Source organism: Phaeobacter sp. CC-HEC084 (assembly GCF_059429255.1).
This window is the reverse complement of sequence record NZ_JCAIJQ010000002.1, coordinates 320,296-334,620: the sequence shown is the minus strand read 5'-3', so window position 1 is coordinate 334,620 and position 14,325 is coordinate 320,296. Positions and strand designations below refer to the sequence as shown.

Below are 14,325 nucleotides of genomic sequence, written 5' to 3'. Positions count from 1 at the left end.
GGTGACACCTCTGCAGATGGTCTGGCCGTCTTAGAATTCCACCCCTTTCTGCGCCTTGATCCCGGCGCGGAAAGGATGCTTTATCTGGCCCATCTCGGTCACCAGATCCGCGATTTCGATCAGCTCTTCCTTGGCGTTGCGTCCGGTCAGAACCACATGGGTCATCGGCGGTTTCTGCTCGACCAGGAACTCCAGAACCTCATCCAGACCCAGATATTCATAGCGCAACGCGATATTGATTTCATCGAGCAAAACCATTGTGTTGCGCTCATCCAGGATCATTTCCTTGGCCTTTTCCCAACCTGCGCGGGCTGCTGCGATATCGCGGGCCTTGTCCTGAGTCTCCCAGGTGAACCCTTCGCCCATCGCGTAGAACTGGCACAGATCGCCGAAATGCTCCTCGATCAGGGTGCGTTCGCCGGTTTGCCAGGCGCCCTTGATGAACTGCACCACGGCGGATGGCATGCCGTGGGCGATGCAGCGCATGATCATGCCGAATCCCGAGCTGGACTTGCCCTTGCCGGGGCCGGTGTGGACGATGATCAGCCCCTTTTCACCGTCCTTATTGGCCATCATGCGGTCACGCGCCGCTTTCTTTTTCGCCATCTTGGACGCGTGCCGTGCCGCTTCTTCCTCGGAAATGCCGTTATCAGACTTTTCGGTCACCAAGTGCCCTCCTGCAGTTTGGCACCATGTCTTGACAAGGAAGCCCGCAATAGCGCAAGGGGATTTTGTTGGTTCCTGCGAAAGCAGGCGAAGAGGGAATGTGACACGGCCATCTGGCCCAAGCACAGCCGCCCCCGCGACCGTGACCGGAGAGGTCTCCACGCCACTGGGTAACACCGGGAAGGCCGGAGAACCGCAAAGACACCGCAGCAATGCGGTGGCCTTGAGATCCGCAAGCCGGGAGACCTGCCAACAGACTTAATCTACGGGCGGACGGGGTGTGCCGCGACCGGATGAGAGCCGATTCATCCATACGGCTCCCCTCTGGCCTCTCCCCGTCTGTCTGACAGGACGCAAGGAGACGCCCGCCAATGGCGAAGGATACGGCTGAACAGCCCCCCAAAGGTAGCCCAGAGGTCACCCTGACCATCTGCACCACCTGCAAGCGCGAAGGCGTTGATCCCGAAGCCACCCGACCCGGCACCCTGTTGCTGCAGGCGCTGAGCGCCGCCGACCTGCCCGACGGGGTTTCGGTGCGCGGCGTCGAATGCCTGTCCGCCTGCAAGCGCGGCTGCTCCATGGTGCTGAGCGGCGGCACCGAGCGCTGGAGCTACATCTACGGCGATCTGGATCCCGATCAACACGTAGAGGAGATCCTGCAAGGTGCGGCTGCCTATGCCGCGACCGACGACGGTCTGGTGCCCTGGCGCGCGCGCCCGCAGGTCTTTCGCAAGCAATCCATCGCCCGCATTCCCCCGGCGCCCCAGCCGGGTGACAGCCCATCCGAGGAGTAACCGATGAGCGATCTCAACAAAATTCCCGTCACCGTGGTGACCGGCTTTCTCGGCGCGGGCAAGACCACACTCATCCGCCATCTGATGCAAAACCCGCAGGGCAAACGTCTGGCCGTGCTGGTCAATGAATTCGGCACCGCGGGCGTGGACGGCGACATCCTGAAATCCTGCGCCGATGAAAACTGCCCGGAAAACAACATCGTGGAGCTGGCCAACGGCTGCATCTGCTGCACCGTGGCCGATGATTTCATCCCCACGATCGAGGCGCTGATGGCCCTGCCGGAAACGCCCGAGCATATCCTCATTGAAACCTCTGGCCTGGCGCTGCCGAAACCGCTGCTCAAAGCCTTTGACTGGCCCGCTATCCGCTCGCGCATCACCGTAGACGGGGTCATTGCCCTGGCTGACGCCGAAGCCGTCGCCGCAGGGCAATTCGCCCCGGATCTTGACGCCGTGCAGGCCCAGCGCGAAGCGGACGACAGTCTGGATCATGAAACCCCGCTGTCCGAAGTCTTCGAGGACCAGATCTCTTGTGCAGATATCGTGCTTCTGTCCAAGGCAGACCTTTCCGGGGAAGAAGGCCTTGCCAAGGCCCGTGCCGTGATCGAAGCCGAAGCCCCGCGCCAACTGCCGATCCTGCCGATGAGCGAAGGCGTGATCGATCCGCGTGTGGTGCTGGGGATCGGCGCGGCGGCGGAAGACGATCTGGAGGCCCGCCCCAGTCATCACGATGGCCACCACGATCACGAGCATGATGATTTTGAAAGCATCGTCGTCGAAATGGGCGAGGTCTCTGATCCCGAAGACCTGCAGGACCGCATCGTCGAAATGGCCCGAACCCGCAAGATTCTGCGCGTCAAAGGCTATGTCGCGGTGGAAGGGAAACCGATGCGCATGCTGGTTCAGGCCGTCGGCGAACGGCTGCGCGCCCAATACGACCAACCCTGGGGCGCCCAGCCGCGCAAAACCCAACTGGTGGTGATTGCCGAACACGACGATATCGATGTGACCGGCATCCACGCGGATCTGGGAGCCTGAGAACACATGTGGGAACGCGGCACCACCCATAGGGACTTGTCCCGGCTGACAGGCCGGGACGCGCCCGTCCTCCCCCCCGGGAGGGCGCATAACGCCCCCCCGAGGCCGGTCGCGCCCCTCACTGCGCTGTTGCGGAGCTGACCCATGCATGTCGTCTTTCGCGAAAGTCACGGCCTCGAAGAAACCGATACGCCCTTTGACGTTGGGCAGGATCCGGCGGAGCTGATCGTTCTGTCCTTTTCCGACAGCGATCTGGGCGCCTTTGCCGCGGGCTGGCACCGGGCGGGCGATAAGCTTCCCTCCTGTCGCCTTGCCAATCTGGTGGCGCTGAAACATCCCCTCTCGGTGGACACCTACGCCGAACAGACGCTGGAAGGCGCAAAGGGCGTCCTGGTGCGCCTCATTGGCGGCGAAAGCTATTGGTCATACGGCCTTGCAACCCTTCAGGACCTGGCCCGTCGCAAGGGGATCGCCCTCGCCATCCTGCCCGCCGACGGGCGCGAGGATCCGCGGCTTGATGAACTCTCGACCCTGCCGGTTTCGACCCTGCGGCGTCTTCAGGCGCTGTGCGATGCGGGCGGCGCGGTCGCAGCACAAGCGGCCCTGGCACAGCTGGCCCTGGCGGCCGGCCTATACGCGGGTCCGGTTCCGGGGATGAAGACAACGCCCGACTATGGCTACTACGACCCTGATCGGGGCGTGATCGCGGATATCCCCAACGAGGACAGGCCGCTGGTCCTGGTCAGTTTCTACCGCTCGTACCTGACTTCGGCAGATACCGCCCCGGTGGACGCGCTGATCGCCGAGCTGCGCGCGCGCGGGTATGCCGCCTACGGCACTTTTACCGCCAGCCTCAAGGCCCCCGCAGCCGCCGATTGGCTGGGAGCGGAACTCCCCCGGCTTGCCCCCGCCGCCATCATCAACGCCACCGCCTTTTCGGCGCAAGGCTCAGACGGGCGCCCGTCGCCGCTGAGCACAACAGGCTGCCCGGTGTTCCAGGTGGCGCTCTCCACCGCGCGGCGCAAGGACTGGGCCGAGGCGGCGCGGGGCCTGTCGCCCGCTGACCTTGCCATGCATGTGGTCCTGCCCGAGGTGGATGGCCGTATCATGGCGGGCGTGGTCAGCTTCAAGGCCCCGGCCAAGAAGGACCCCGACCTCCAGTATTCGCGCTTTGCCCACCGCGCCGATCTAGGCCGCGTGCGAGCCGCCGTGGACCGGATCGAAGGCTGGCTGCGACTGGCGCAACTGGAAAACCGTGACAAGCGTCTGGCGCTGGTGCTTTCCACATATCCGGGGCGCGACTACAACATCGCCCATGCGGTGGGCCTTGATGCGCTGGCCTCCTGCGAACAGCTACTGGGCGCTCTGGCCGATCAGGGCTACAGCGTCACGGGGACAGGCGATCTTGGTGCCCGCCTCGTAGAGGAGCGCATCGCCTTGCCGCTGGCGGATTATAAGGCGGCTCTGAAAACGCTTCCCGACCCCCTGCAAACCGACCTTCAGGCGGCCTGGGGTGCCCCCGAAGACGACCCGGATTTGCAGGATGGTGCCTTTCACATGAATGCCCTCATCGCAGGCAAGGCGATCATCGCCCTGCAACCCGAACGCGGCGAGGTTACGACCCGCGTCGATGACTATCACGATCTCGACCGCACCCCACGCCATGCCTATGTGGCCTTCTACCTCTGGCTCCAGCAATTGGTTGATGCGGTCCTCCACATTGGCGCCCATGGAACGCTGGAATGGCTGCCCGGAAAGGCGGTCGCCCTGTCTGACACCTGCTGGCCCGAGGCGCTGATCGGTACCCTGCCGGTGATCTATCCTTTCATCGTCAATGATCCCGGCGAGGCCGCACAGGCCAAGCGGCGCATCGCCGGTGTTACCGTGGGCCACCTGCCGCCGCCATTGGCGCAGACCAACCTGCCCGATGGCATGGCGCGGCTGGAAAGCCTCTTGGATGAGTATTCAACCGCCGATGGTCTGGACCCTGCCCGCCGCGACCGTCTGATCGAAGATATCCGCGCCGAGGCGCAAGGCACCGGTGTCGAGGCGGATCTCGGCCTCACCCCCGATTGCTCTGCCGCCGAGGCGATCACCCGCATCGACGCCTTCGTCTGCGACATCAAGGAAAGCCAGTACGGCGAGGGCCTGCACATCTTTGGCACCGGCCAGTGCGGACCACAGGAAATCACCGGTGTTATGGACGCGCTTTCTGGACGGCTGGTGGCCCCCGGCCCTTCTGGCTCTCCGTTTCGCGGGCGCAGCGATGTGATCCCCACCGGGCGCAACCTCTTTACAACCGATCCACGGGCGGTCCCCTCGCGGGCGGCGCATGCGCAGGGGGTCAAGCTGGCGGAAGAGCTGCTGCGCCGCCATCTTCAGGATCACGGCGACTGGCCACGGGGGCTGGTGATCGATCTCTGGGGATCGGCCACCATGCGCACCGCGGGCGAGGAATTCGCCATGGCGCTGCATCTGGCGGGGCTTGCTCCAAAATGGGATGAAGGCTCTGAACGGGTTTCGGGCTTCGAGGTGCTGCCGCTTTCCATGCTGAACCGCCCCCGCATCGATGTGACTCTGCGCGTCTCGGGCCTGTTCCGCGATGTCTTTCCCGGCCTTGCCCAAATGTTCGAGACCGCCGCCGCCGCTCTGGCGAACCGGGACGAAGCCAAGGCCGATAACCCCTATTTGGCAGAGGCGCCGCGCGTCTTTGGCCCGAAACCCGGCCAATACGGTCTCTCCATGGGCGCACATCTGGACGATTACTCGGACGAGGCCCGCGCCGCCGCGGGCGAGGCCTGGCTCAATGCCTCCTCCCATGCCATCGACGCCAAGGGCGAGATTACCGAGGCGCGCGTAGCACTGGAGGATCGCCTGAAAGGCGCCGACAGTTTCGTACACCTTCAGGACCTGCCGGAAACGGACCTCCTCGTGGCCTCGGACTACGCTGCGCATGAGGCAGGCTTTGCCGCCGCCATGGCCCGTATCGGGCAAAAAGCGCCCGTACTATACCATTTGGACGCCACCCGCCCTGATACACCGCAGGCACGCTCCCTAAGCGAGGAAATCGCCCGCGTCACCCGCGCCCGCGCCGCCAACCCCGATTGGGCAACCTCGATGATGCGGCATGGCTTTCGCGGTGGTGCCGAGATTGCCGCAACGCTCGATCACATGGCAGCCTTCTCCCATCTGGCGCAGGTGGTGCCGCCGCATCTCTTTGACCTCTATTTCGAAGCCACCCTTGGCCGGGACGATCTGGTGGAGTTCCTGGAGCGGGAAAACCCCGACGCGCTTGCCGCCCTACGCGACAGGTTCCGGGCTCTGGCTGAGGCCGGTCTCTGGGTGACCCGGCGCAATTCGATCATCGCCGAGCTGGAGGGCGCACCATGAGCGCGGCCCCAAAAGTCTACGGATGGTGCCCCGGTGCCCTGCGCCCTATGATGTCGGGCGACGGGCTGGTGGTGCGCATCCGTGCGCCCATGGGACGGCTCAGCCCCGAACAGGCCCGCGGCGTTGCTGAACTGTCCCGGCGACATGGCAATGGCCTTCTTGACCTGTCAGCCCGGGCCAACTTACAGATGCGCGGCATAAAGGGCGACAGCCACACTGCGCTGCTCTCTGGCCTACGGGATCTTGGGCTTCTCGATACAGATGAGGCTGCCGAAGCACGGCGCAATGTGATGCTGACACCCTTCTGGACAGAAGGCGACGACAGCGCGGTGATTGCACGGCGTTTGGCCTCCGCCCTGACGGCGGCCACGGATCTGACATTGCCGGGGAAATTCGGATTTGCAGTGGACTGTGGCACAGCGCCCGTTCTGCGGGACGCTGCTGCTGACATCCGTATCGAGCGCGATGCATCGGGCCTGATCCTGCGCCCCGATAGCGCCGAGCTTGGCCTGTCCGTGACACGGGAAACCGCCGTCCCCGAGGCACTGAACCTCGCCCGATGGTTCCTTGACACCGGTGGTGCACCCGATGGGCGCGGGCGGATGAGGTTGCACCTTGCCAAAGGCACACCACTTCCATCAGGCTATAGCTTGGTCGCCAACGTGGCTTCTTCGGCTGCTAGGCCGGGCCAAACGGGCGCAGGCCAGTTGGTTGCGCTGGAATTTGGCCAAATGTTAGCGAGCACGCTCACATCACTTGCCGATCACGGCGCCCTGCGCCTCACGCCCTGGCGGATGCTGTTGATCGAAGGCGCTCGTGATATCGCCCCCCTGCCCGGCCTGATCCTAGACGCCGCTGATCCGTGCCTGCGGGTCAGCGCCTGCACCGGGGCGCCCGGCTGCCTGCAGGCGCTGTCGGCGACCCGCAATCTGGCCCACGATCTGGCGCCGCATGTGCCGGAAGACGCCCATCTGCATGTCTCCGGCTGCGCCAAGGGCTGCGCCCACCCCGGCCCTGCGCCGCTGACCCTGACCGCTACTGCCAATGACACCTTCACCCTGATCCGCAACGGTTCTGCCGCCGATCACCCCATTAAACACCGCCTGAGCGCCCGCGCCCTGCGCGCCGCTCCCGAACTTCTGACAGAGGGCAGCTGACATGCTCCACACCTATGAAACCGATGGCGCCAGGATCTACGCCGAAAGCTTTGCCACAATCCGGGCCGAGGCCGATCTGGGCCGCTTCACCCGCGATGAGGAAAGCGTCACCGTACGCATGATCCATGCCGCCGGAATGGTGGGGCTCGAGGAGCATATCCGCTTTTCCCCCGGCATGGCCGAAACCGCCCGCGCGGCGCTGGCGGCGGGGGCGCCGATCCTCTGCGATGCCTATATGGTCAGCGAAGGCATCACCCGCCCGCGCCTGCCTGCGGGAAACGAGGTGATCTGCACCCTGCGCGATCCGAAGGTGCCCGATATGGCCAAGCAGATGGGCAACACCCGCTCTGCTGCCGCACTGGAGCTGTGGCGCCCAAAACTCGACGGTGCCGTGGTCGCCATCGGCAATGCCCCGACCGCACTGTTTCATCTTCTTAATATGCTGAAGGATCCCGCCTGCCCGCGCCCCGCGGCCATCATCGGCTGCCCAGTCGGCTTTGTCGGCGCCATGGAATCCAAGGAGGCGCTGATGCAGGACCTTCCCGTGCCGTCGATGATCGTGAAGGGCCGCCTTGGCGGATCGGCCATCACCGTAGCAGCCGTCAACGCGCTGGCCAGCTGGAAAGAATAACCATGGGCAAAGTTATCTGTGCAGGCCTCGGCCCCGGCGATCCGGACCTGATGAGTGTTAAGTCGCACCGCGCCATCACCGGCGCGCGCCACATCGCCTATTTCCGCAAGGCAGGCCGCAAGGGGCAGGCCCGGGCCATCGTCGAACATCTGCTGCCAGACACGGTGAAGGAACATGCGATGGAATATCCGGTAACAACGGAGATCCATTTCTCCGATCCCGAATACAATCGCCTGCTGTCGGAATTCTACGATCAATGGGCCAACCGGCTGGAAGAGATCGCCCGGACCGACGACGTCGTTGTCCTCTGCGAAGGCGATCCTTTCCTCTATGGCTCCTTCATGCATCTGCACAGCCGCCTTCAGGCCCGCGCCGAAGTGGACATCATCCCCGGCATCACCGGCATGTCCGGCTGCTGGACCGCCACGGATCAGCCGATCACCTGGGGCGATGACGTGTTGACCGTCGCCATGGCCACGCTCAGCGAGGATGAGCTGACCGAGCGCGCACGCGGAACCGACGCGCTGGTGGTGATGAAGATCGGCCGCAACCTGCCCAAACTGCGCCGCGCGCTGCAGGCGGCTGGCAAGCTCGACGATGCTTGGCTGGTGGAACGCGGCACCATGCCGACACAGAGCGTGCAAAAGCTGACCGAAGTAGTTGGCGAGGTGCCTTATTTCTCGATCGTGCTGGTGCATGGACAGGGACGCCGCCCATGACAGAGGCTGCAAAAACCGGATGGGTGGTGATCGCGGGCCTTGGCCCCGGTGATGGGGCGCTGGTCACACAGGAAGTGCGCGATGCCGTGGATGCCGCCACCGACATCGTGGGCTACATCCCTTACGTGAAACGGATCGCCCCGCGCAACGGCTTGACCCTTCATGCCTCTGACAACCGGGTCGAGGTGGACCGGGCCACCCATGCGCTGGAAATGGCCGCTGCAGGGCGGCGCGTTGTCGTCGTGTCTTCCGGCGATCCCGGTGTCTTTGCCATGGCCTCCGCCGTGTTCGAGGCGCTTGAGGCTGGGCCGAATGACTGGCTGGAGCTTGATATCCGTGTCTTGCCCGGCATTACCGCCATGCTAGCTGCCGCCGCCCAGATCGGTGCGCCGCTCGGGCACGATTTCGCGGCGATCAACCTTTCCGACAATCTGAAACCCTGGTCGCTGATCGAAACCCGCCTGCGCGCGGCGGGTGAAGCGGGCTTTGCCATGGCGTTTTACAATCCACGCTCCAAGTCCCGCCCTCACCAGTTCGCCCGCGCGCTTGAGATCCTGCGCGCCGCCTGCGGAGAAGACACGCTGATCAGCTTTGCCCGGGACGTCACCAAGCCGACGCAGGAGATCACCACCGTCGCGCTGAAGGACGCACGGCCGGAAATGGCGGACATGCGCACCATGGTGATCGTTGGCAACCGCGACACGCGGGCCATCGGGCGGCACGTCTACACGCCCCGCTACGCAGAAGGTTCGGCCCCGTGATCCGGGCGGCCAGACAACCACGCCATGACCGCAGGCACGGCTCCAAAGATCAGGCGCTGCGGCACCTTCGGGCGGGCGATCATGATCACCGGCAGCCCCAAATCGCGCGCCGCCTGCAGCTTGGCTTCGGCACCGGAACCACCGGCGTTCTTGGAAACAATATGGGTAATACCATGGGCCTGCATCAGTGCCCGATCCCCCGCCACATCAAACGGGCCCCGCGCGATTTCAACGGTCTTGTCCGGCAGGGGAATCTGGCCTTCGGGCGGGTCCACCAGCCGCAACAGATAGTGGTTTCCGGGTTTGCCAGCAAAGGCAGCGAGGTTCTGTTTGCCGATCGCCAGGAAGACTCGCGCCCCCACTTCCGGCAACGCCTCAACCGCCTGGGCCAAGTTGTCCACATGGCGCCAGTCGTCGCTCAACTGCGCCTGCCATGCGGGGCGCTCCAATGCACAAAGCGCCACATTCGCCAGTTCACAGGCATAGACCGCATTGGCACTCATCTGCGCGGCAAAGGGGTGCGTTGCATCGATCACATGGGTGATCCCTTCGGCCTGAAGGAAAGCCGCCAAGCCCTCGCCCCCGCCAAAGCCCCCGACGCGCAGTGGCAGCGGCTGGGTGACGGGGCGCGCCGTGCGGCCCGCATAGGAGAACACTGCATCCACCCCGGCCTCGGCCAGTGCCTCGGCAAGGCGCGAGGCTTCGGTGGTGCCTCCCAGAAGCAGGATGCGCGTCATGTCTGATCCTCTTGTGAAACAATGGCTGACCATTGTCGGCCTCGGCGACGATGGACCGGCTGGGCTGGCGAATGCAAGCCGGAAGGCGCTGGACGAGGCCGAGGTGATTTTTGGCGGCCCCCGCCATCTGGATCTGGTGCAGGCAGGTAATCGCGGCCAGCCCTGGCCGGTTCCGTTTTCCATCGATCCGGTGCTTGCTGCGCGCGGTCAACGCGCCGTGGTGCTGGCCTCGGGCGATCCCTTCTGGCACGGCGCGGGTGGATCGCTGGTGGCGCATCTCAGCCCGGATGAATGGGTATCGCACCCCGCCCCCTCCTGCTTTGCTCTGGCGGCGAATACCTTGGGTTGGAAACTGGAGGAGACACTTTGCCTTGGTCTTCATGCTGCCCCCTTCTCTCGGCTGACCCCGGTGCTGGCCGCCGGGGCCCGGATCATCTGCACGCTTCGAGATGGCAGCAGCCCGGCAGCACTGGCCGATTGGTTTACCACGCAGGGATTCGGCGCAACAACGCTGAAGGTGATGGAGGCGCTGGGCGGCCCCCGCGCCCAAGTGCGCAGCAGTCGCGCAGATACCTTTGACCTGACCGGCATCGCCGCCCCCGTGGTGGCCGCGTTTCAGGTGGCAGGCAGCACGGGCCTGCCCCGCGCCAGCGGCTTGCCCGACGATCTGTTCCAGAGCGACGGGCAGATCACCAAACGCCCCATCCGTGCCCTGACATTATCGGCCCTTTCGCCCCGCGCAGGCGAACTGCTGTGGGATATTGGTGGCGGATCCGGTTCGGTTTCGGTGGAATGGTGTCTTGCGGCCCCCGGTGCCCGCGCCATCACCTTCGAGCCGCGCGCTGACCGCCTCATCAACATCCACACCAATGCCGAACGGTTCGGGATTGAACACCGCATGAAACCGGTTCTGGGCCGCGCGCCGGATGTGTTGGATGGACAGAAAAGACCCGATTGCGTTTTCATCGGCGGCGGTGGCTCACAGGCGTTGCTGGATCATCAGTGGCAAGTGTTGCCCGAGGGCACTCGGATCGTCGCCAATGGCGTGACACTAGAAACCGAGACCCTGCTGATGCAGGCCCATGCCATACGCGGCGGGAATCTGATGAAGGTGGAACTGGCCGAAGCCGGGCCGCTTGGTTCGATGCGCGGCTGGGAGCGCGCGCGTCCTGTCATCCAGTGGAGCGTCACGCGATGAAGGTCGCGGGTCTGGGATTGCGCAAAGCGGCCACCGTTGCCGACCTGCGCGCCGCCCTGGCGCTGACCGGGTATCAGCCCGATGCGCTCGCCTCACTCGCAGCAAAGGTGGAAAGCCCCGCTTTTCAAGCCCTTGCCGCCGAGTTGAACCTGCCGATGATCGCCCTGTCGGAAGAGGCGATTGCGGGCCTTGAAACGCCGACCATGTCGCCCCGTATCAAAACCCGGTTCGCAACCGGATCGCTAGCCGAAGCTGCTGCCCTCTGCGGCGCATGCCACGGCCGCACCACAGCAACCGCCCGCCTTCTCGTTCCCCGCGTTGTCACCGCAGATGGCCTTGCCACTGCGGCCATTGCAGAAAGACTGACCTCATGACCGTTCACTTCATTGGCGCCGGACCCGGTGCTGCCGACCTGATCACCCTGCGTGGCCGCGACCTGATCGCCGCCTGCCCCGTCTGCCTCTATGCCGGCTCGCTGGTGCCCGAGGCGCTGCTACAGCACTGCCCGGAGGGCGCCAAGATCATCAACACGGCCTCCCTCTCGCTGGATGAGATTGTGGCCGAAATCGAGGCAGCGCACAAAGCCGGACAGGATGTGGCGCGGCTGCACTCCGGCGATCTGTCGGTCTGGTCCGCCATGGGTGAGCAACTGCGCCGTCTGCGCGATCTGGGTATTCCCTATGACGTAACCCCCGGCGTGCCCGCCTTTGCCGCAGGCGCCGCTGCGCTGGGCGCCGAGCTGACCCTGCCGGGCGTTGCGCAATCGCTGGTGCTGACGCGCACCTCGGGGCGGGCCTCCTCGATGCCCGAAGGCGAAACGCTGGAGAATTTCGCCCGCACCGGCGCGACGCTTGCCATTCACCTCTCGGTGCATGTGCTGGACGATGTGGTGGCGCGGCTCTCTCCGGCCTATGGCGACGACTGCCCGGTCGCAGTGGTTTGGCGGGCGACATGGCCAGATCAGAAGATCATCAAGGCCACCCTAGGCACATTGATCGAGGCAACCGAGGGCGCGCGCGGGCGCACCGCGCTGATCCTCGTGGGCCGTGCCCTTGGCGCCGAGCACTTCGACGAAAGCTGCCTTTACGCGCAGGACTATTACCGGCGTTACCGCCCGCAAAGCGCCGACAGCCAATGGACGGATTGGAGCGAAGGAGATGACTGAAACGGGCAAGACCGGATCCTATCCGCCGGGTCTGATGATTTCGGCGCCCGCCTCGGGCACGGGCAAGACCACTGTGATGCTGGGCCTGTTGCGCGCACTGGCCGAGGATGGCCTTGCCGTGCAGCCCTTCAAAAGCGGACCGGATTATATCGATCCGGCCTTTCATCTGGCCGCTGCGGGGCAGGCCTCTTTTAACCTAGACACCTGGGCGATGGATGGCGGCCTTCTGGATGCCGTTGCGGGGCAGGCAAACGGCGCGCAGATCTGCATCGGGGAAGGCTCCATGGGGCTTTATGATGGCGTTGCCACGCGCGGCCAAAGCGGCTTTGGCTCTTCGGCGGAAACCGCAAAACGCATGGGCTGGCCGGTGGTGCTGGTGGTTGACGTCGGCGGGCAGGCGCAATCGGCAGCAGCCACGGCGCTGGGGTTTCGCGCCTATGATCCCGATCTCCCTTTTGCTGGGGTGATCCTCAACCGCGTTGCCAGCCCGCGCCACGAAAGGCTGACCCGCCTCGGGATGGAGCGCGCGGGCATTCCCGTCCTCGGCTCCCTGCCCCGGCGTGGCGATCTGACCCTGCCCGAGCGCCACCTCGGCCTGATCCAAGCGGTGGAGCACCCGGATCTTGAGGCCGCGATTGCGGGCTATGCCGCCTTCCTGCGTGAAAACGTGGATCTGGAGGCGATCAAATCCGCCGCCCGCGCCGGAGCTGCGCCCGCCTCGGCCCCGCTGCCGAAACCTCCTGCGCAGCGCATCGCACTGGCGCGGGATGCGGCGTTTTCCTTCACCTACCCGCATCTTCTGGAAGGCTGGCGGGCAGCAGGGGCCGAGATCATTCCCTTCTCCCCTCTCGCCGATGAAGCCCCAGCCCCGGATGCCGATCTGATCTGGCTCCCCGGTGGATACCCCGAACTGCACGGCGGTAGGCTGGCGGCGGCCGAAACCTTCCGCGCGGCTTTGTGCAAACACGCAGAGACCCGCCCCGTGCATGGCGAATGCGGCGGCTACATGGCCCTTGGTGAAGCCCTGATCGACAAGGACGGCAACCGTCACCGGATGGCCGGGCTTCTTGGGCTTGTTACCTCATATGAAAAGCGGAAATTCCACCTTGGCTACCGCCGCGCCGTTCTGGAGGTCCCGATGCCGGGCTTTGCGGCGGGCGGTGCCTTGCGCGGACATGAGTTCCACTATTCGACCATTCTGGATGAACCGGACGCCCCGCTGGCCCGGGTGATGGACGCGGATGGCAACCCGGTGCCGGAAACCGGATCGGTGCGGGGGCATGTGACCGGCACCTTCTTCCACCTGATTTCCGGAGAGCAATCATGAGCGGTTTTGTCAGTTTCGTTTCCTCCGGCCCCGGTGACCCTGAGCTGTTGACCGTAAAGGCGGTGAAACGGCTGGGGGCAGCCGATGCGGTTCTGTTCGATGACCTTTCATCGGGGCCGATCCTGACCCATGCGCGCACGGACGCCGATCTGGTCGGGGTGGGCAAGCGCGCAGGCCGCCCCTCCCCCCGGCAGGATCACGTCAGCCAGCTGCTGGTCGAATACGCCGCGACGGGGGCGCATGTGGTGCGGCTGAAATCCGGGGATTCCGGCGTCTTTGGCCGTCTGGAAGAAGAAATCACCGCGCTGCGGCAGGCAGGTATCGGTTTCGAGATTGTGCCCGGTGTCACCGCGGCCTCGGCAGCTGCTGCGGCCGCCAATATCCCGCTGACCCGGCGCCTGACCGCGCGGCGGCTGCAGTTCATCACCGGCCACGACGTGACCGGCGGCCTGCCCGAAGGGCTGAACATGGCCGCCCTCGCCGATCCCGAAGCGACGACCGTTGTCTACATGGGGAAACGCACCTTTGCAGCGCTCGCCGAACGGTTGCTGGTGGCCGGGCTGCCGCCCGAGACGCACGCGCTGATCGCGCTGGGTGTTTCGACCCCGGATCAGTCGCTGTCCTGCCACACGGTGGGGGAACTCCCCGAGGTTCTACGCGCGATGGAGACCAAGGCACCGGTGCTGATCCTCTATGGTCCCCTGGCCGATGAGGACCTGCCCGGCTGATCGCCCATATGCCG

General features: G+C 65.0%; 14 protein-coding genes and 1 riboswitch. Of the genes, 12 read left to right on the top strand and 2 right to left on the bottom strand.

What is annotated here, in order from left to right:
• Positions 1–30 precede the first annotated feature (30 nt).
• Positions 31–666 (bottom strand): cob(I)yrinic acid a,c-diamide adenosyltransferase, encoded by a 636-nt coding sequence (cobO, locus tag AC5SSZ_RS01990; protein WP_495436561.1) that lies wholly within the window; start codon positions 664–666, stop codon positions 31–33.
• Between the two features lie 52 nt (positions 667–718).
• Positions 719–934: riboswitch (cobalamin riboswitch) on the top strand.
• A 103-nt stretch (positions 935–1,037) separates the two neighbouring features.
• Between cobO and AC5SSZ_RS01985 the strand changes: the two genes are divergently transcribed.
• The 7 genes from AC5SSZ_RS01985 (at position 1,038) to cobJ (ending at position 9,156) form a co-directional block, all read left to right on the top strand.
• Complete coding sequence (locus tag AC5SSZ_RS01985; RefSeq protein WP_495436559.1) at positions 1,038–1,460, top strand: DUF1636 family protein; 423 nt, start codon at positions 1,038–1,040, stop codon at positions 1,458–1,460.
• Between the two features lie 3 nt (positions 1,461–1,463).
• Positions 1,464–2,498 (top strand): cobalamin biosynthesis protein CobW, encoded by a 1,035-nt coding sequence (cobW, locus tag AC5SSZ_RS01980; protein ID WP_495436557.1) that lies wholly within the window; start codon positions 1,464–1,466, stop codon positions 2,496–2,498.
• Positions 2,499–2,642: 144 nt separating this feature from the next.
• Positions 2,643–5,888 carry a cobaltochelatase subunit CobN gene (gene cobN, locus AC5SSZ_RS01975; protein WP_495436555.1) on the top strand — a complete coding sequence of 1,082 codons (3,246 nt, stop codon included), beginning with the start codon at positions 2,643–2,645 and terminating at the stop codon, positions 5,886–5,888.
• Positions 5,885–7,045 carry a precorrin-3B synthase gene (gene cobG / locus AC5SSZ_RS01970; RefSeq protein WP_495436553.1) on the top strand — a complete coding sequence of 387 codons (1,161 nt, stop codon included), beginning with the start codon at positions 5,885–5,887 and terminating at the stop codon, positions 7,043–7,045. Before cobN ends, cobG begins: the two co-directional genes overlap by 4 nt.
• A gap of 1 nt (position 7,046) precedes the next feature.
• Complete coding sequence (locus AC5SSZ_RS01965) at positions 7,047–7,676, top strand: precorrin-8X methylmutase (protein ID WP_495436551.1); 630 nt, start codon at positions 7,047–7,049, stop codon at positions 7,674–7,676.
• Positions 7,677–7,678: 2 nt separating this feature from the next.
• Positions 7,679–8,395 carry a precorrin-2 C(20)-methyltransferase gene (gene cobI / locus AC5SSZ_RS01960; RefSeq protein WP_495436548.1) on the top strand — a complete coding sequence of 239 codons (717 nt, stop codon included), beginning with the start codon at positions 7,679–7,681 and terminating at the stop codon, positions 8,393–8,395.
• A complete protein-coding gene (cobJ, locus tag AC5SSZ_RS01955) occupies positions 8,392–9,156 on the top strand; it encodes a precorrin-3B C(17)-methyltransferase (protein ID WP_495436546.1) in 765 nt (254 codons plus the stop codon). The genes cobI and cobJ overlap by 4 nt, the downstream gene beginning before the upstream one ends.
• Here cobJ and AC5SSZ_RS01950 read toward each other — a convergent pair.
• Entirely contained in the window at positions 9,132–9,893 is a 762-nt protein-coding gene (locus AC5SSZ_RS01950) for a cobalt-precorrin-6A reductase (protein WP_495436544.1), read from the bottom strand. The two genes, cobJ and AC5SSZ_RS01950, sit on opposite strands and share 25 nt — an antisense overlap.
• Here AC5SSZ_RS01950 and cbiE point away from each other — a divergent pair.
• The 5 genes from cbiE to cobA are packed head-to-tail and all read left to right on the top strand — an operon-like array spanning position 9,892 to position 14,311.
• Complete coding sequence (gene cbiE, locus AC5SSZ_RS01945) at positions 9,892–11,091, top strand: precorrin-6y C5,15-methyltransferase (decarboxylating) subunit CbiE (protein ID WP_495436542.1); 1,200 nt, start codon at positions 9,892–9,894, stop codon at positions 11,089–11,091. The two genes, AC5SSZ_RS01950 and cbiE, sit on opposite strands and share 2 nt — an antisense overlap.
• Positions 11,088–11,465 carry a cobalamin biosynthesis protein gene (locus AC5SSZ_RS01940; protein ID WP_495436541.1) on the top strand — a complete coding sequence of 126 codons (378 nt, stop codon included), beginning with the start codon at positions 11,088–11,090 and terminating at the stop codon, positions 11,463–11,465. Before cbiE ends, AC5SSZ_RS01940 begins: the two co-directional genes overlap by 4 nt.
• The gene (gene cobM / locus AC5SSZ_RS01935; RefSeq protein WP_495436539.1) at positions 11,462–12,256 is read left to right on the top strand and encodes a precorrin-4 C(11)-methyltransferase; all 795 of its coding nucleotides are present in this window, start codon (positions 11,462–11,464) and stop codon (positions 12,254–12,256) included. Before AC5SSZ_RS01940 ends, cobM begins: the two co-directional genes overlap by 4 nt.
• Positions 12,249–13,583 (top strand): cobyrinic acid a,c-diamide synthase CobB, encoded by a 1,335-nt coding sequence (locus tag AC5SSZ_RS01930; protein ID WP_495436537.1) that lies wholly within the window; start codon positions 12,249–12,251, stop codon positions 13,581–13,583. The genes cobM and AC5SSZ_RS01930 overlap by 8 nt, the downstream gene beginning before the upstream one ends.
• Positions 13,580–14,311 carry a uroporphyrinogen-III C-methyltransferase gene (cobA, locus tag AC5SSZ_RS01925; RefSeq protein ID WP_495436535.1) on the top strand — a complete coding sequence of 244 codons (732 nt, stop codon included), beginning with the start codon at positions 13,580–13,582 and terminating at the stop codon, positions 14,309–14,311. Before AC5SSZ_RS01930 ends, cobA begins: the two co-directional genes overlap by 4 nt.
• The last annotated feature ends 14 nt before the right edge of the window (positions 14,312–14,325 follow it).